Raw genomic sequence first — 18,489 nt, 5'->3', positions numbered from 1 at the left:
AATTGCCAATGTTAGAAGTTAAGAATCTATACAAGAGTTTCGGTGACCGGGTCATCTTAGACAATGTTAACTTAACGGTTAAGGATGGCGAGATCCTCAGTATCGTTGGTCCGTCTGGTGCCGGAAAGACAACCTTGCTGCGCTGCATCACAGGACTGGAGAAGGCCGATCGGGGGGAATTCCTCATTGATGGCCAGCCCTTCGATCCCCAAGGGACGGCGGAATCCGACCGGGTGATCGGGGTAGTATTTCAAGACTACAACCTCTTCCCGAACCTGTCGGTGATGGAAAACGTCACCCTGGCACCGATTATGGTATTGAAGAAGTCCAAGGAAGAAGCCGTGGCCGATGCTCAGAAACTGCTCGAAGAACTAGGTCTAAACACCAAGGGCGACCTGTACCCATGGCAGCTGTCCGGGGGGCAAAAGCAACGGGTGGCCATTGCCCGGGCCCTGGCGATGAGTCCGAAGATCCTCTGTTATGATGAACCGACTTCGGCCCTTGACCCGGAGATGCGCAAGGAAGTTGCCAAGATTATCATGGGACTCAAGAAGGACGGCATGACCCAACTGGTGGTTACCCACGATTTTGACTTTGCTAACGAGATCGCCGATGACATCCTAAAGGTTAAGGCCCTCGACAAGGCTTTTGATCAGGTTCAGGATGTTGACAAGAAACAGGCATAGAAGGGGAGGGAAGCGTATGAAGAAGTTCAAAGCGATTTGGCTGCTATTGCTACTTTTGATTCCCACCCTGTGCCTGACTGGCTGTGAGAGTGTCACTACCCGGGCGAACCACCAGGATACCTGGTCGCGGATCGAACGGCGCAAGAAGGTGATCATCGGGCTCGATGACAGTTTTGTCCCGATGGGCTTCCGGCAAAAGAACGGGAAGCTGGTTGGTTACGATGTCGATCTGGCGCGGGCCGTCTTTAAGCAATACGGGATCAAGGTTGACTTCCAGCCAATCGACTGGTCAATGAAGGAAACCGAATTGAAGAACGGCACGATTGACCTCCTTTGGAACGGTTATTCCGTCAATGCCAGCCGGCGCAAGAAGGTGGCCTTTAGCCGCTACTACCTGGCCAATCGGCAGGTCCTGGTGACCCTGAAGCGTGACCACATCAACAACCTCAACGACATGAAGGGGAAGACCCTGGGGGTCCAGACCGGGTCGACCGGGGACACGGTCCTAAACGAACACCCGAAGTTGTTGAAGGATAAGATCAAGGGGAAGACCCCGGTGATGTACGATACCTTCCCGAACGCCTTTATTGATCTGAATGCCGGACGGATTCAAGGAATCCTAATGGACGAGGTTTACGCCAACTACTACGTCAAGCACCAGAAGAATCCAGCCGACTACCGGGTCGAGGTTAATCGCCAGTTCCCAGTTGAATACTTCGCGGTCGGGATGCGCAAGGGCGATAAGACCCTCCGCAAGAAGATTAACGCTGGTCTGGGCAGACTGCAGCGCAACGGTCAGCTGAAGAAAATCAACGAGAAGTGGTTTGGTACTAATAGCACTTTCCTCGGTTCCGACAATAATTAAGTGTTTTATCTGTTTATCCATAGTACACGAATGGCACCAAGCGTTCGGCTCTTCGAACGCTTGGTGCCATTTGACGCCTAACCAGCACTTCGCTCCATTTCCTGTTCGGTTAATTTCGCCGAAATGCCGGGATTGGTTTGTAATTTAGGTTGGTTTAACGTATCATTATTCAGTATGACTAATTCGGCAAAAAGTTTGGCGAACGTTTTGCTTACAAACGTTTGATTTAATGGAAAGGAGAACATCACAGTGCATTTTGATCTTGCCAGTGGCGTGGGTCTCCACGTTATTCCCACCCAGCAATTTAAGATGACGCACGTTCTGATTACTTTTACCACTCCACAGACTAGTGACAACGCGACGGCCCGCAACCTCCTTGCCAATCTCTTGGAGACCAGTACCCACCGCTACCCGACTCAGACCGCCCTGGCGCGGCAACTTGCCAACCTCTACGGGGCCTATGTCGGCATGGGAGTTGGCCGGGTTGGCCGTCTCCATACGGTGCGGCTGCGCGCGAGTTTTGTTAATGACCAGATTGCGGGAACGAATCTTTTTGACCAGGTCGTTGAGCTAATCAACGAGATCCTATTCCATCCATTGATTGATGACGACGAGTTTGATGGTCCGACCTTCCGGATTCAGGCCCATAACCTTGAGCAGACCATTACGGCCCTGTATGATGACAAGCAGTTTTATGCTAACCGCCAGCTGATGAATCTCTATTACCCGGCGGGTTCGGTTATGCGGGTGCCGAGTTTTGGGCAGGTAGCGGATCTGGCTAAGTTGACGGCCCAGAATCTGGTTAAGGTCTACCAGGACATGATCGAACGTGACCGGGTGGACATCTTTGTGTTGGGGGATGTCGACCCAGCCACGGTAAAAGACGCCCTCAGCCAACTGCCCTTTACTCCACGCCAGGTCGGAACCATGCGGCCCTTCTACCGGCAGGAGCCTTATCTGAATGTTCAGCGGCAAGTCGAACACCAACCGGTAGTTCAGGCAAAGCTGAACCTCGGCTACCAGCTGCCGGTTTATTACCAGGACGATAACTACTATGCGGGACTGGTTTTCAACGGTTTGTTCGGTGGAACGCCGTACTCTAAGCTTTTTACCAACGTCCGGGAAAAGGCCAGCCTGGCTTACTATGCGACGAGCCGCTTGTTACCGTTCACTGGCTTTTTAGGGATCCAAACGGGGATCCAGGCCGCGGATGCACAGCGGGTGGAGAACCTGATCGCCCAGCAGTTGGCCGACATTTGCGCCGGTAAGTTCAGTGCCGGGCGGCTGGCCGAGGTGCAGGATAGTCTGGTTAACCAGTACCGGGCCAGTCATGACTTGGCTAACAACATCTTGGGCCGGCAACTCCTGCGGGCATTGTTGGACCTGCCAGCGGAAACGGCCGTAACTGAAAAGATCAACGCAGTAAGTGCGGAAGACGTTTCCCGGGTAGCACGGATGGTGAAGATGCAGGCAATTTACTTATTGAGTGGTGAAAAATAAACAGATGGATAGACAAACGTATCAAGAATTTAATCGGACAATCTACCGGCAAAGACTTGCCAACGGACTGCTTGTCCAGCTCTTGCCAATGCCGGGCTTCCAAAAGACCTATGCGACATTCTCAACGGATTTCGGCTCAATTGACAACCATTTCGTTCCGTACCAGGAGCAGGAGCCGATCTGGGTCCCAGACGGGGTTGCTCATTTCCTCGAACATAAGATGTTTGAGAAGGCCGACCACGATGCCTTTGACCTGTTTGGCAAGCTGGGGGCGGATTCCAACGCCTACACCAGCTTTACCCAGACCAGCTACCTCTTTTCGACCACCAGTCACCTGCGCGAAAACCTGGACGTTCTGCTTGACTTTGTTCAGGATCCGTACTTCACTGCTCAGACGGTGCAAAAGGAGCAGGGGATCATCGGCCAAGAGATTAAGATGTATGACGATGATGCCGATTGGCGTCTCTACCTGGGGCTGATCGGGAACCTGTACCCGCATGACCCGATGCGGATTGACATTGCGGGGACCGTTGAATCGATCAGCAAGATTACGCCGGAGATTCTGATGCAGAGCTACCAGACGTTCTATCAGCCGGGCAACATGAACCTGTTTATCGTTGGTAACCTGGATCCTGAGGAAACTCTGTCCTGGATTGAAGAGAATCAGGCAGCCAAGACTTTTCCGCCGGACCAAACACCGCGGCGGCTGTTTGAACTAAACGACCCGACTGCTCACGACGTCATCCCGTTCCGGTCACTGACGATGAACATCGCCCGGCCGAAGGTAATGGTTGGTCTGCGGGGGATCAAGAAGTTTGACAGCGGCCGGGAGCGGTTGCGCTACAAATTGGCGGTGGATCTCCTGCTCGATGTCCTGTTCGACGACACGTCGGATAACTACCTGCGCCTCTACAACAACGAGGTCTTGGATGATTCGTTCGGCTATAGCTTTGAGATGCAACGGGGCTTCCACTTTGCTTACTTCAGTTCGAACACCGACCAGATGGAGCGCTTCGCTGATGAGGTCGTGGCTATCCTGGAGAGTGCTGATAAGCAGATTGACGCGGCCCGGACTCGGTTTGACGGCATTAAGCGGGCAGAACTGGGCCGCCTGATTGGGCTGATGGACTCCCCAGAAGCCATTGCTAACCGCTATGCCGGCCGGCTTTTTGATGGTGCCAACCTAATGGATGAGATCCAGCTCCTGAACACGATTACCTTGGATGACCTCTACCAGGTTGCTAAGGAATTCATCACGCCGCAGGGGATTTCGGTATATCAGGTTGTTCCCCATCACCAGTAACGATACCTTTTCTTAACTTTAGTTCTAAAGAGAACATGATATAATGTCCAAGGATAAGCGAATAATAAAAATGGAGATAGGCTAATGAGTGAAAACAATAGCGAACAACAAAGTCATGTTGAGATTGGTAAGAAGTTGCAGAAGGCTCGCCAAGCTAAGGGGTATACACTTGACGACCTCCAGCAGATTACCAAGATTCAGAAGCGATACTTGATCGCGATCGAGGATGAAAAGTTTGACGAACTGCCCGGCGACTTCTACGTGCGGGCCTTTGTTAAGCAGTACGCGGATACGGTTGGCTTGGATGGGGATGACCTGCTCAAGGAGTACGAAGACGACCTGCCAAAGGCCAAGACGGCGGAATACTCTGAGCACATCGCCCAGGCGGTAGAGTCCCGGGCTAGTCAGCGTAAGACGCTTGGCAACCAGGTGACGAAGAGCCGCCGCTACTTGCCGACCATCATTATTACGGTAGTGATCATCCTGGTTCTGGCAGCAATCTGGTTCACCGCGATTGCTCGAAGCCACCGCGATTCTTCTACCCGGATCGACAACAGTTCCGTTTCTGTTTCGGGTGAGAGTCGGAAGAAGGCTTCTTCGTCCAGCAAGAAGACTGCTAAGAAGACGACCGAGAACACCATCAAGCTCAAGCAGACCAGCCGTGATGATACCAGTGTTACCTATACGGCTGATCAGCTGAAGGCCGACACTACCCTGCAGATTAACTCGACGGACCGGGCATGGATGCAGGTCCGGGCCAACAACAACTCCCTCTTAAACCGGACCCTAAATGCCAATGAAAAGGCCAGTGTTAAGGTTGCCAAGGATACGACTAGTCTGGTAATTACGGTCGGCAATGCCCGTTCTACCAAACTTAAGATTGGCAACCAGACGATTGACTTTACCAACAACGGTCGTTACCAGAATACCCGGACGGTTACCATTAACTTCGGTAGCCAGCAATCCAGCAGCTCCTCATCTGCATCCAGCAGCACGACGAGCAGCACTGGAAGCAGCCAGCAAACGTCAACTAGCAGCAGTGCTGCCAGTCAGCAGAGCACTACCGCCAACCGGCAGTCCACGACGGCAACCTCAAATGCTAACAGCCAACAGCAGACAAACACGCAGACGCGATAATTGGAGGACGAGACTTTGAATTTACCTAATAAATTAACCGTTGTCCGGTTGATTATCATTCCATTTTTCCTGATACTGATGGTGGTGCCATTTTCTTGGGGAAGTGTTACTTTCTGGGGGGCGACGATTCCGGTTGCCCAGTTGATTGCGGCCATCCTGTTTATCGCGGCGACGATCACTGATAACTTGGACGGACGGATTGCCCGGCGCGACCACCTGGTGACCAATTTCGGTAAGTTTACTGACCCGCTGGCGGACAAGCTGCTCGTCATGACGGCCTTTATCGTCCTGACGGGGAACCAAGTTGTCCCAGCATGGGTTACGTCAATTATCATTTGGCGGGAACTTTCCGTAACGGGTCTGCGTCTTCTGCTGGTTGAACAGAGTGGGATCGTGCTGGCGGCTAAGATGCCCGGCAAGATCAAGACGACGACTCAGTTCATCGCGATTATCTTCTTGCTGTTAAACAACGTGATCTTCGCCATCTGGGGAATTCCGTTTGGCCAGATCATGCTCTACATTTGCCTGTTCTTCACGATTTACTCCGGAGTCGACTACTTCATCCAAGGACGGGGAGTCTTCTCTGACGGGTTTAAATAATAATAAGCTGGAAAAAAGCTGGTGAGATTTCCCCCAGCTTTTTTTGGTACCGTGGATTATAATTTACGTATTAACTATATAGGGGTGGAAAGAATGAATGCTGAGATTATATCAGTCGGCACGGAGATCGTGCTCGGCCAGATTGTGAACACAAACGCGCCATTTCTTGCACGGCAGCTGGCCACGCTTGGGATTACGGCGGACCGTCAGTTGGCCATTCCCGATCAGCGTGACCTGATGGTAGAGGCGATTCGGTCAGCCTGGCAACGTTCCTCGCTGGTATTTGTCTGCGGTGGCCTGGGCCCCACTGCGGATGACGTGACCCTGGCGGCGGTCGCTGCGGCCCTGGGAACGGATTTAACGGTGGACCAGGACCACTGGCAGTGGATCAAGGGCACCTTTAAACAACGTCACAAGGTGATGATGCCGGAGAACATCCAACAGGCCAAGTACCTCACTGGGGGTACGCCGTTAGTCAACGCGGTAGGACTTGCCTTAGGTTCCTGGTACGAGCGTGATGGCCATCGGTTGGTAGTGTTGCCGGGACCACCACGTGAGTTTAAACCGATGGTCACCCGTGAGGTCATGCCACGGCTGGCTAAGGTCATCGGGCAGCACACCCAGATCACTAGTCGGACCCTGAACTTCTTTGGCCGTCCGGAGTCGGAATTAATGGATGAAGTCGCCACGGTGACCGCTGACCTGACTGGGGTGACGATTACCTCCTACGTTCAGCCGGATGCGATCCAGGTGCGGATGACCGTCCGAAACCAGGCGCAAGCCGAGGCGAACCGTCTGCTTGACACTGCCCAAGCAGCAATCGTTGCCAAGGAAGCCCCGTTCTTCTTCGGGGTTGGTGATGACTGCCGGCTTGTCAATGTGGTCGTGGACCTGTTGCGCCAGCGAGGCTTACGGGTGACGGCTGCTGAGAGCTTGACCGGCGGAATGTTTCAGAGCACTATCTGTTCGGTGCCGGGGGCCTCAAACGTCTTTGACGGTGGCCTGGTGACCTATGCGGCGACAGCCAAGGAGCACCTGTTGGGGATTGCCCCTGAGGTAATCGAAAAGAATGGGGTAGTCAGTGCCGCCACTGCCGCGCAGATGGCTGAGAAGAGCCGTGAGAAACTAAACGTGGCAATCGGCCTGGGCTTTACCGGGGTGGCTGGACCGGACAGCCTTGAAGGTCAGCCGGCCGGGACCGTTTGGATCGGGCTGGCGATTGAAGGTCAGCCGACCCAAACCAAACTTTGCCACTTAGGGGCCTACCGTGGCCGCCAGGCGGTGCGGCGGCAGAGTGTTCAGGCGGGGCTGCAGATGCTCTATCAGGCCCTCATAAAATAGTCGAACCGTTGTTCGTTTTTCTTGTTTTTTTGTGGAAAACTGGTATCATTAATTATCGGATATTTCGATGCAAAGGAGGAATTTTGATTTGGCTGATCAGCGAAAGGCAGCACTAGATGTTGCCATCAGAAAGATCGAAAAGAATTTCGGCAAGGGCTCCATCATGCGGATGGGGGACGCTGCCGATATGAAGATCGCGACGATTTCCAGCGGCTCATTAGCAATTGATAAGGCACTGGGGGTTGGCGGCTACCCTCGCGGCCGAATCGTAGAAATCTACGGTCCAGAAAGTTCTGGGAAGACGACGGTGGCTTTGCATGCCGTTGCGGAGGTTCAGCGGCAGGGTGGTACGGCAGCCTATATTGATGCCGAAAACGCCCTGGATCCACAATATGCGGAAGCCCTTGGGGTTGATGTTGATAACCTGCTCCTTTCACAGCCTGACACTGGTGAAGAAGGACTAGAGATTGCCGATGCCTTGATTTCCAGTGGGGCAGTTGACCTGGTCGTAGTGGACTCCGTGGCGGCCCTGGTTCCTCGTGCTGAAATCGAAGGTGAGATGGGGGATGCCCACGTTGGTCTGCAGGCTCGTTTAATGTCTCAGGCTTTGCGGAAGCTGTCTGGTGAGATCAACAAGACCAAGACGATTGCTATCTTCATCAACCAGATTCGTGAAAAGGTTGGGGTAATGTTCGGTAATCCCGAGACTACGACTGGTGGTCGGGCCCTGAAGTTCTACTCGACGATCCGGATGGAGATTCGGCGGGCCGAACAGATCAAGAACGGGACTGACGTCATCGGTAACCGGGCGAAGGTCAAGATCGTCAAGAACAAGGTAGCGCCGCCGTTCAAGCGTTGCGAGGTCGACATCATGTACGGTGAAGGAATTTCCAAGACCGGTGAATTGCTGGATATGGCAGTTGAAAAGGACTTGGTCAACAAGAGCGGTGCTTGGTACTCTTATGGCAGCGAGCGAATTGGCCAAGGTCGTGAAAACGCCAAGAAGTGGTTGGCCGACCATCCTGACCAGATGGCCGAGTTGATGAATAAGGTGCGGGTGGCCTACGGGATGGCGCCGCTTGAGAACACCAAGACTGCTGACGGTGAAGACCACGACGGTGACCAGAAGCAAGAAACAATTGAAGAGGCAAGCAAGAATTAGGCCTGCTTGATTAAAGGATTGGCGACATCAGCCGGTCCTTTTCTTTTTTGAACTTCGGACATATTCAATGGTTGACACCCATGTTGGGCAAGCTTAAAATTTAATTTGTGTGATGTTTTAACATGACACGGTGAAATTAATTTAATTAACCAACAACAGAATAGTTGAAGCGGAGGTGAAATGATGAATTTATTAATTTTCGCCGCGCTTGCTATGGTTGTCGGGATTATTATCGGCTATGCAGTCCGTAAGGCCTCCTATGAAAAACAGATCAAGGAGGCCCACCAGGACGCCGAGGGAATTATTACAGACGCTAAGAAAAAAGCAGCGACGGCGAAAAAGGAAGCCATCCTAGAGGCCAAGGAGGAAAGCCACCACTATCGCGAAAGCGTTGAGGAAGAACTCAAGCAGCGGCGCAACGAGATTCAGCGCCAGGAGGACCGGCTTTTGCAACGTGAAACATCGCTTGACCGCAAGGATGATGCCCTTGAAAAGCGGGAAAACACGGTTGGTGCTCGTGAGCATAAGCTTGACCAACGGACGGAACAACTTCATCAATCACAAAAAAAGGCAACGGCATTAGTAGAACAACGGCAACAAGAATTAGAAAAGGTTGCCGAGATGACTCATGATGATGCCAAAGAGCAATTGTTGCGTGAAATGAAAGAGCGGTTGAAGACTGAACGTGAAGTGATGATTCGAGACAGTGAACAGGAGGCGGAATTGGCCGCTGACCGGAATGCCAAGAAACTGATTGTTGAGGCTATCCAGCGCAGTGCCGCTGATGTGGTTTCCGAGGCCACTGTTTCGGTGGTTAACTTGCCGAACGACGACATGAAGGGCCGGATCATTGGCCGCGAGGGCCGGAACATCCGGACCCTGGAGACCTTGACGGGGATTGACCTGATCATTGACGATACTCCGCAAGCCGTGGTCCTCAGTGGGTTTGATCCCGTTCGTCGGGAGATTGCAAAGATTGCTTTGGAGAAGTTGATTCAAGACGGTCGGATTCATCCAGCGCGGATTGAAGAGGCAGTTGAGCGTGCCCGTAAGGAAATGGATGCCCAGCTCCGGGAAACTGGTGAGCAGGCCCTGTTTGATCTGGGGATTCACTCCATGCACCCGGACCTGATCAAGACGGTTGGGCGGATGAAGTACCGGACCAGTTACGGTCAGAATGTCCTTAACCACTCGATCGAAGTGGCTAAGCTGGCTGGAATCATGGCAGCTGAACTCGGTGAGGATGTCACCTTAGCCAAGCGTGCCGGCCTTCTCCACGATATTGGGAAGGCGGTTGACCACGAAGTTGACGGCTCCCACGTGGAATTAGGTGTTGAACTGGCCCGTAAGTATAAGGAAAATAAGGTAGTCATCAATACGATCGCTTCACACCATGGGGATGTTGCCCCAACCTCCATCATTGCGGTGCTGGTTCAGGCAGCGGACGCCATTTCTGGTGCCCGGCCTGGTGCCCGGAGCGAGTCGCTTGAGCAGTACATCCAGCGTTTGAAGAAACTGGAGAGCATAGCAAATAATTACGATGGTGTTGACCATAGTTACGCAATTCAAGCTGGTCGTGAACTGCGGGTAATCGTCAAGCCGAAGAAAATTTCGGACTTACAAGCTACTACTTTGGCCCATGATATCAAGCAGCAGGTTGAACAACAGCTTGAGTATCCGGGCCACATCAAGGTAACGGTTATTCGAGAAGTACGCGCAGTAGACTACGCTAAGTAAAGAATTGGGGAAAGTCCCCAGTTCTTTTTTATTTGTGCTGTTTTTCTTGCACCGGATGGGGGCAGAAAATATAATTGAACTATGTGTCAAACGCGCAAAAATAAAGAGTTGCCGTATTATTTGATTAGTGAATTTTTAATGAGGTGAGAATTAGTGGCAAAGAAACTGACACCGATGATGGAGCAATATCAAAAAGTGAAGGACCAGTATCCGGACGCCTTCCTGTTCTATCGTTTAGGCGACTTCTATGAGCTTTTCAACGATGATGCGGTAAAGGGTGCCCAATTGTTGGAACTGACACTGACAACGCGAAACCACAGTGCCAAGAACCCGATCCCAATGTGTGGAGTTCCGCACCGGGCAGTGAAGAACTACGTCGACATTCTGATCGACAAGGGTTACAAGGTTGCCATCTGTGAACAGATGGAGGACCCGAAGAAGGCCAAGGGAATGGTCAAGCGGGCGGTTACCCGGCTGATCACGCCCGGGACCCAGATGGACCTGACTGGGGATGCGGCCCGACAGAACAACTACCTGACGGCGATCAGTACCCAGGATGGTCGTTTTAATCTGGCCTATACCGACCTTTCGACCGGCGAACTGAAGACCACCACCCTTGACAGTGTTGATGCAATTATTAATGAATTGGTCAACCTGCGGAGCAAGGAGACGGTGGTCGACGGGAAGTTGCCGGCAGAGTTGACCGATCAGTTGACCAAGCGCAACATCCTCCAGTCGCACCAGCCAGAGATTCTGAAGAACGCCGAGGTGAGCTACCTGACCCAGGACCTGGAAGCGTCGAGCCAACAGCACGTGGTGGCGTTACTAGTCTCCTACCTGCTGACCACCCAGAAGCGGTCATTGGCGCATATGCAGCGGGCCGTGGCATACCGGCCGAGTGCCTTCATGAAGATTGACCACTACTCCAAGACCAACCTGGAGCTTACGACCAACATGCGGAGCGGCAAGCGGCAGGGGACCCTTGCCTGGCTGTTGGATGAAACCAAGACGGCCATGGGGAGCCGGCTATTGAAGCGCTGGCTGGACCGGCCGCTGATCGATCCGGACCAGATCAATCAGCGCCAGGACAAGGTGCAGGAATTGCTGGACCATTACTTTGAACGGAGCAACCTCCAGCAGGAATTGATTAAGGTGTACGATCTGGAGCGCCTGGCTGGCCGGGTAGCGTACGGCAGCGTCAACGGTCGGGACTTGATTCAGCTTAAGACCTCCCTCCAACAGGTGCCAAAGATCAAGTATGTCTTGGAGACCCTGGACTCGCCGGTCTTTGAATCGTTGACCAAGCGCCTGGACCCGTTGAGCGACGTCGCAGATCTGATTGACCGGGCCATCGTGGCTGATCCACCGATTGCTGTCACGGATGGCGGTCTGATCAAGACCGGTTACAACAAGCAGCTTGACCAGTACCGGGACGCAATGAATAACGGTAAACGTTGGATCGCCGACCTCCAAGCGCAAGAACGTGAAGTTACCGGGATCAACAACCTGAAGATCGGTTACAACCACGTCTTTGGTTATTACATCGAAGTTACCAAGGTCAACCTCGCCAAGATTCCCAAGGATCGCTACGAGCGCAAGCAGACGCTGGTGAACGCCGAACGCTTCTCCACACCCGAATTGAAGGAGAAGGAGGCCTTGATCATGGGCGCCCAGGAGAAGTCCACCGCGCTGGAGTATGACCTCTTTGTTGACATCCGGGAACGGGTCAAAAAGGAGATCAAGCGGTTGCAGAAATTGGCCCAGGCCCTGTCCGAACTGGACGTGTTGCAGAGCTTTGCGGTGGTCAGCGAAGACTACCACTTTGTCCGTCCAAAGATGAACACCGGCCACACCCTAAAGATCAAGGATGGCCGGCACCCAGTAGTGGAGAAGTTCATGGGACACCAGGAATACGTCCCCAACGACGTCATGATGGACGACCAGACTGATATCCTACTGATCACCGGACCCAACATGTCCGGGAAGAGTACCTACATGCGCCAGTTGGCCCTGACGGCGGTAATGGCGCAAATGGGGTGCTTCGTGCCGGCCAAGTCGGCGGAATTGCCGATCTTTGACCAGATTTTCACTCGGATTGGGGCGGCCGATGACCTGATTTCAGGGGAGAGTACCTTCATGGTTGAGATGATGGAGGCCAACAACGCCCTGGTCCACGCGACCGATCGCAGCCTGATCCTCTTCGATGAGATTGGGCGGGGAACGGCCACCTACGACGGGATGGCCCTGGCCCAAGCGATTATTGAATACGTTCACCAGCACGTCCGGGCCAAGACCCTCTTCTCCACCCACTATCACGAACTAACGGCGCTGGAGGACACCCTCGCACGTTTGAAGAATGTTCACGTGGGAGCAACAGAGAAAAACGGTGAGCTGGTCTTTCTTCATAAGGTCAGCGCCGGTCCGGCCGATAAGTCTTACGGGATCCACGTGGCTAAGCTGGCAGGAATGCCTGACCAGCTGTTGAAACGGGCTGATCAGATTCTTCAAAAGCTGGAAAACAAGGAGACGTCATTGCCGACTCCGGCCGCCAAGCACCCTGCCAACTATGAAAAGCCGGCCTCATCATCAGTTGACCGGGTTCAAGAAAGTACGGCGCCGGCTAGTGCGGCCTCGGCACCAGCGGTGGATGCCAACGGGCAGATGGAGCTGTTTGCCCCAGCGCCACAGAAGACCCGGTCAAACAAGGGGGATAAGATCCTCCACCAGCTCAAGGAACTCAATTTGATGGGGATGACCCCGATGGAAGTAATGAACCAGATTTACCAATGGCAGGAAAAACTGAAGTGAGGTGAAAACCTTGGGGAAAATTCACGAACTAGACACGGTCCTGGCCAACCAGATTGCGGCCGGTGAAGTGATTGAACGGCCGGCCTCGATCGTCAAGGAGTTGGTCGAAAACTCGCTGGATGCCCACAGTAAGCGGATTGATATCATTGCTGAGAACTCGGGGCTTGACAGTATCCGGGTAATCGATGACGGTGATGGAATTGCCAGCGATGATGTTTCACTGGCTTTTCGGCGGCATGCTACCAGCAAGATCGCCAGCCGCAAGGACCTGTTCAAGGTGCAGACGATGGGCTTTCGTGGTGAGGCCCTGCCCAGTATTGCTTCCGTGGCCGATGTCGAGCTGGTGACAGCCCAGGCTGGTCAGGATGAGGGAACACAGATCCACATTCACGGTGGAAAGACCATGGACGAGAAACCGGCGCCGGCGCGGCAGGGGACCGACGTGCGGGTCAAAGACCTCTTCTTTAACACGCCGGCCCGGCTGAAGTATCTCAAGTCACCGCAGACGGAGCTGACCCGGATCACCGATATCATCAACCGCTTGGCTCTGGCTAACCCGGGTGTGGCCTTCAGCTTTACCCATAATGGCAAGGAAATCTTTCGATCCGCCGGCAATGACAACCTTCAACAGGTTATTGCAGCAATCTATGGGATCAAGGCCGGCCGAAAGATGTTGTCGATTACGGGCCAAGATGATGACTTCAAGGTGACCGGGTTCGTATCCCTGCCCGAATTGACCCGGGCCTCACGGCAATACATCACCTTGACGATCAACCATCGTTACATTCGCAACTTTGAACTGACCAAGGCCATCATCCAGGGATATGAGTCGAAATTAATGGTTGGCCGTTACCCGATCGCGGTGGTCAACATCGACCTGGATCCGGTCTTAGTGGACGTTAATGTGCACCCAGCCAAGCGGGAGGTCCGGCTAAGCAAGGAAGACCAGCTGACCAAGCTGATCGCGCAGACGATTCGGCAGCGAATTGCTAGTGAAAACCTGATTCCTGACGTCAGCCCAGACCAGTTTGGGCCCAGTGCGGCAGACGTTGCCGAACTAGACGAGCGGTTGAATGAGGCGGTCGGGAACTACCAAGTTGGCAAAGCGCCCCGGATAGTAAATTCTGCCGAAGCGGCACCCGAAGAAGACCAGCCAGCCAGTCGGCCTGCTGATGGTCCGGCTGATGCCGACGCAGATGATAGCCAGGTGGCAAAACCAGTCGTCATCCATCGTGCCGCGGAATTGACGAGCCCGGCCATGCAGGCATTTGACCAGCGCTACCAAGATGAGGCGGATGCCCAGCCCTTTGGTCGGCCGGTGGCTACTTCATTACCGACCCAGCCAGTACACTCGGCAGAGAACCTGGAGTTGGACGTTCATGACAAGAGTGACCGGGCCCAGAAACGGTTCCCCGACCTGCAATATATTGGGCAGTTGCAAGGGACCTTTCTTCTGGCCCAGGCCGGGGATGGCCTTTACATCGTCGACCAGCATGCCGCACAGGAGCGGATTAACTATGAGCGTTACCGCAAGGAGATCGGACAGGTCAGCCCGGCTCAGCAGGCTTTCCTGGTTCCACTGGTGCTTAACTATTCGACCGTCGATGCGATGACCATCAACCAGCACCTCGACACGTTGGCCGGGGTGGGGTTAAACCTGGAGTCCTTTGGTCAGAATAGTTTTATCCTGCGGTCCCACCCGACCTGGTTCAAGGAAGGGCAGGAAGAGGATACCGCCCGCGAGATGATTGAGTGGCTGATCAAGGATGGCGAGATCACCGTGCGGGACTTTCGTATGAAGACCGCCATCATGATGAGTTGCAAGCGGGCCATTAAGGCTAACCACCATCTCGACGATCGGGAGGCTAAGGCCCTCTTGCGGCGGCTTCCCCAGTGCGAAAACCCCTTCAACTGTCCCCATGGGCGGCCGGTGACGGTCCACTTCAATGACCAGGATCTGGAGAAGATGTTTAAACGGATTCAGGACAGTCATACGCCGTTTGCCGCCGATTTTGATGATCATGAATTTTAGTGAAAAGTAGGTTGAATCAATGTATGAATATTTGACGGGGCTGGTTACGAGTGTGACCCCCCAGTATGTCGTGCTGGAAGTTGGGGGGATCGGCTACCAGCTGTTCGTGGCCAATCCTTACCGTTTCCAAGAAGATGCGGAAAAGCGGGTGCGGATTTACGTCTACCAGGCAGTCCGTGATGACAACATTTCCCTTTTCGGGTTTGTTGACCGGGCCGAAAAGCAGCTCTTCTTGCAGCTGATCAATGTTTCCGGGATCGGCCCCAAGAGTGCTCTGGCGATCCTGGCCAACCCTGACCATCAGGGGCTGATCGATGCGATCGCTAACGATAACGTGGGCTATTTGACCAAGTTCCCGGGAATCGGCAAGAAGACGGCCTCCCAGATTGTCCTGGACTTAAAAGACAAGGTGGCCGACATGACCAGTACACCGCTGCTGACTCCGGCCGACCTGCCGGACGAAGAGGCCCCGGCACTGCGGGATGCCCTGGCAGCATTATCGGCCCTGGGCTATAAGGAACGTGAGGTTAAGCGGATCAAGAAACAGTTGCTTAAGACCGATGCCACTACGACCCAGGAATACTTGAGCCAGGCATTGACGATGATTAACTAATAAGGAGGCGATTTGATGGCTGAGGATCATGGATTGATGTCCGATCAATCGCAAGATGATACAGAGGAGCAGATTGAACTGACCCTGCGTCCCCAGCGCCTGCAAGACTACATCGGTCAGGCGAAGATCAAGCATGAACTGAGCGTTTATATCCAAGCCGCTCAGGCACGTGAGGAAGCTTTAGACCATGTCTTGCTGTACGGGCCGCCGGGACTGGGGAAGACGACCCTGGCGATGGTAATTGCCCACGAGATGGGGGTTAGTATCAAGACCACTAGCGGACCGGCGATCGAAAAGCCAGGAGACCTGGTGGCCATGTTAAACGAGTTGAAACCGGGGGACGTCCTCTTCATCGATGAAATTCACCGGCTGCCCAAGGTAGTGGAGGAAATGCTCTACTCGGCAATGGAAGACTATTACATCGATATCGTGGTCGGCGAGGGGCCAACCGCGCACCCGGTCCACTTCCCGTTGCCGCCCTTTACTTTAATCGGGGCCACGACGCGTGCCGGAATGCTGTCCGCACCATTGCGGGATCGCTTCGGGATTGTTGAACACATGAATTACTATAACCAGGATGAACTCAAGCAGATCATTTTCCGCTCGGCCAAGATTTTCAATACCCATATCGAGGACGAGGGGGCTCATGAATTGGCAATGCGGTCACGGGGAACCCCACGGATTGCCAACCGGCTGCTCAAACGGGTACGCGACTTTGCCCAGGTTGCTGGGAAGCCCAGTATTGACTCCGACACGGTCAGCAAGGCCCTCGACCTGCTTCAGGTAGACCAGCGGGGGCTTGATGGGATTGACCGGAAGATGTTGTTGACGATGATCAACTACTATCATGGCGGTCCGGTCGGCCTGAAGACCATTGCTGCCAATATTGGTGAGGAAACCAACACGATTGAGGAAATGTATGAACCGTACCTCCTGCAGATTGGTTTTATTAGCCGGACCCCGCGCGGCCGGGTCGTTACCCCAGCCGCCTATCAGCACCTGGGGATTAGTTACCCGACGAAAAAATGAAGGATGAATCGATGAGTAAGAAGTTAACATTTCAGATAAACCATCGCGAACAGTCAATGCGGTCCGGGACGGTGACGGTCAATGATCGGCACATAGCGACCCCGGCCATTGTGCAGACCGGCAGTGCCCTGACCACGCTGACCCCAGTTGAGCTCAGAAATTGCGGTGTCCAAGCTGTTAAGCAGGATGCCCTAGATTACTGGCGCTTGACCGACAATTTTGGGGACTTGCATGACCTGCTGGCCTGGCCTGGGGTGCTGGTCACCGCCGCCGGGTCTGAACAGGCCTACCGCTGGGCCAAGCCGCGGGGACGCAAGCAGGACGGGGTCAGCTTTCACGATCCCGCAAGCGGCCAGTTGCTGTTCTATACTCCGCAAGATGCCATCAACGAGCAGGAGCACCTGGGGGCCGATATTACACAGGGCTTTGTCCGTGACGCCGACTACTTTGCCCCGGTTGATGACCTTAACGCTGCGGCCGAGCAAAACGCGCGCTGGCTGGCCGCCCGACCAGCGCTCGCCGGGGACCTGGCGCCAGTTGTAGGTGGTGGATTGCTACGGGTCCGGCGGGCCAGCTTGGCTGCCATTCCAACGACCGTTACCGGCTACAGCATCATGGGAGTTACTCCGGATGTGCCGATGAGTGAGCAGGTCCGGCTGGTCACGGAGGTGGTTGGCATGCTGGATGCACCTAAGCTGCGCTACCTGCCGACGCCTGGCGACCTCCACCAGCTGATTGCCATGATGTTGGCGGGGATCGACCTGATCGACAGTGACCTGGCGGGACGTGAAGCCACCATGGGAAATGCGCTGGTCGGCACGGACCGCCTTCACCTCGATCGGGAAAAGTTTGCTGACTCGGATCAGCCGCTGGCCGCCGGATGCGGGTGTCCAACCTGTTCGGCTGGCATTTCCCGCGCCGCCATCCATCACCTGCTGGCGACCGCCCAACCGGTGGGGGAACGCTACCTGCTTATGCACAACCTGTTCACCATTAACCGATTAGTTGCGCAGATACGGGACATGATCACTGCTGGACAGGCCACCGCCATGCTGCGTAAATTTGCTGAACCATGCGACCAGTAGTGGCTTTTTATAATAAAGTTTGTTACAGTTATTGATGAGTATTTTTGAAGGGATGGATATACTGTGAATAGTTTAACTTTTGGAATTTTAGGCGCTGCCAACGCCGGAGCAAGTAGTTACTCTGGAATCATTCTGATTCTGTTGATGATTGCCTTAATGTATTTCTTCATGATTCGGCCGCAACAAAAGCAGCGGAAGCAGCACCAGGACATGATGAGCAACCTGCACCCTGGGGATGAGGTTGTTACCATTGGCCGTCTCCACGGTAAGATTGACTCAATCAACCAGGCTGACCGGACGGTAACCCTGGATTGTGAAGGGATCTACCTGACCTTTGACATGGTTGCGATTGCCCGGGTCGTTAGTGCCAAGAACGCCGACAAGGCAGCGGCTGACCAACCGGCAGCATCCAGTGCCCCAGCTTCTTCTGCTGAGAGTGCCCAACCAGCTGCTGAAGATGACCAGGCTGCCGATTCCGCTGCCAGCCAGACTGACGATCAGGAAAAGTAATTGACTAATTCCCCAAAAAGTGGGAAACTTTTAACGGACGTCTGATTGTATGCACTTACCGAGTGTTTAATCAGGCACGAC

Annotated in this window: 15 protein-coding genes; all 15 read left to right on the top strand. The window is 53.9% G+C overall.

The genetic code is table 11. From position 1 onward, the window contains the following. Nucleotides 1-8: 8 nt before the first annotated feature. The 15 genes from ACI31J_RS07960 (at nucleotide 9) to yajC (ending at nucleotide 18,408) form a co-directional block, all read left to right on the top strand. Nucleotides 9-686, top strand: a complete 678-nt coding sequence (locus tag ACI31J_RS07960; protein WP_439773885.1) for an amino acid ABC transporter ATP-binding protein — start codon at nucleotides 9-11, stop codon at nucleotides 684-686. A gap of 16 nt (nucleotides 687-702) precedes the next feature. Then, nucleotides 703-1,551, top strand: coding sequence for an amino acid ABC transporter substrate-binding protein (locus tag ACI31J_RS07955; RefSeq protein ID WP_439773884.1), 849 nt, complete (start codon nucleotides 703-705; stop codon nucleotides 1,549-1,551). A gap of 249 nt (nucleotides 1,552-1,800) precedes the next feature. Then, on the top strand, nucleotides 1,801-3,051 hold the full coding sequence (yfmF, locus tag ACI31J_RS07950) for an EF-P 5-aminopentanol modification-associated protein YfmF (protein WP_439773883.1): 1,251 nt from the start codon (nucleotides 1,801-1,803) through the stop codon (nucleotides 3,049-3,051). 4 nt (nucleotides 3,052-3,055) lie between these two features. Continuing rightward, the gene (yfmH, locus tag ACI31J_RS07945; protein WP_439773882.1) at nucleotides 3,056-4,354 is read left to right on the top strand and encodes an EF-P 5-aminopentanol modification-associated protein YfmH; all 1,299 of its coding nucleotides are present in this window, start codon (nucleotides 3,056-3,058) and stop codon (nucleotides 4,352-4,354) included. A gap of 84 nt (nucleotides 4,355-4,438) precedes the next feature. Continuing rightward, nucleotides 4,439-5,491 (top strand): helix-turn-helix domain-containing protein, encoded by a 1,053-nt coding sequence (locus tag ACI31J_RS07940; protein ID WP_439773881.1) that lies wholly within the window; start codon nucleotides 4,439-4,441, stop codon nucleotides 5,489-5,491. A 15-nt stretch (nucleotides 5,492-5,506) separates the two neighbouring features. Continuing rightward, complete coding sequence (gene pgsA, locus ACI31J_RS07935; protein WP_439773880.1) at nucleotides 5,507-6,091, top strand: CDP-diacylglycerol--glycerol-3-phosphate 3-phosphatidyltransferase; 585 nt, start codon at nucleotides 5,507-5,509, stop codon at nucleotides 6,089-6,091. A gap of 93 nt (nucleotides 6,092-6,184) precedes the next feature. Beyond that, nucleotides 6,185-7,432 carry a competence/damage-inducible protein A gene (locus ACI31J_RS07930; protein WP_439773879.1) on the top strand — a complete coding sequence of 416 codons (1,248 nt, stop codon included), beginning with the start codon at nucleotides 6,185-6,187 and terminating at the stop codon, nucleotides 7,430-7,432. Nucleotides 7,433-7,520: 88 nt separating this feature from the next. Further along, a complete protein-coding gene (recA, locus tag ACI31J_RS07925; RefSeq protein ID WP_439773878.1) occupies nucleotides 7,521-8,594 on the top strand; it encodes a recombinase RecA in 1,074 nt (357 codons plus the stop codon). Between the two features lie 183 nt (nucleotides 8,595-8,777). Then, nucleotides 8,778-10,331, top strand: a complete 1,554-nt coding sequence (rny, locus tag ACI31J_RS07920; RefSeq protein ID WP_439773877.1) for a ribonuclease Y — start codon at nucleotides 8,778-8,780, stop codon at nucleotides 10,329-10,331. A 153-nt stretch (nucleotides 10,332-10,484) separates the two neighbouring features. Then, the gene (mutS, locus tag ACI31J_RS07915) at nucleotides 10,485-13,139 is read left to right on the top strand and encodes a DNA mismatch repair protein MutS (RefSeq protein WP_439773876.1); all 2,655 of its coding nucleotides are present in this window, start codon (nucleotides 10,485-10,487) and stop codon (nucleotides 13,137-13,139) included. A gap of 10 nt (nucleotides 13,140-13,149) precedes the next feature. Continuing rightward, the gene (gene mutL, locus ACI31J_RS07910) at nucleotides 13,150-15,171 is read left to right on the top strand and encodes a DNA mismatch repair endonuclease MutL (protein WP_439773875.1); all 2,022 of its coding nucleotides are present in this window, start codon (nucleotides 13,150-13,152) and stop codon (nucleotides 15,169-15,171) included. Nucleotides 15,172-15,190: 19 nt separating this feature from the next. Then, nucleotides 15,191-15,784 carry a Holliday junction branch migration protein RuvA gene (gene ruvA / locus ACI31J_RS07905; protein WP_439773874.1) on the top strand — a complete coding sequence of 198 codons (594 nt, stop codon included), beginning with the start codon at nucleotides 15,191-15,193 and terminating at the stop codon, nucleotides 15,782-15,784. 15 nt (nucleotides 15,785-15,799) lie between these two features. Then, a complete protein-coding gene (gene ruvB / locus ACI31J_RS07900; RefSeq protein WP_439773873.1) occupies nucleotides 15,800-16,813 on the top strand; it encodes a Holliday junction branch migration DNA helicase RuvB in 1,014 nt (337 codons plus the stop codon). Between the two features lie 11 nt (nucleotides 16,814-16,824). Beyond that, nucleotides 16,825-17,898, top strand: coding sequence for a tRNA-guanine transglycosylase (locus ACI31J_RS07895; protein WP_439773872.1), 1,074 nt, complete (start codon nucleotides 16,825-16,827; stop codon nucleotides 17,896-17,898). Nucleotides 17,899-17,961: 63 nt separating this feature from the next. Beyond that, nucleotides 17,962-18,408 carry a preprotein translocase subunit YajC gene (yajC, locus tag ACI31J_RS07890; RefSeq protein WP_439773871.1) on the top strand — a complete coding sequence of 149 codons (447 nt, stop codon included), beginning with the start codon at nucleotides 17,962-17,964 and terminating at the stop codon, nucleotides 18,406-18,408. Nucleotides 18,409-18,489 lie beyond the last annotated feature (81 nt).

The sequence above is a fragment of the Limosilactobacillus sp. genome (assembly GCF_051873075.1).
Classification (GTDB): domain Bacteria; phylum Bacillota; class Bacilli; order Lactobacillales; family Lactobacillaceae; genus Limosilactobacillus.
Note: the sequence above shows the minus strand (reverse complement) of the source record. Positions and strands in the feature narration are given on the sequence as shown.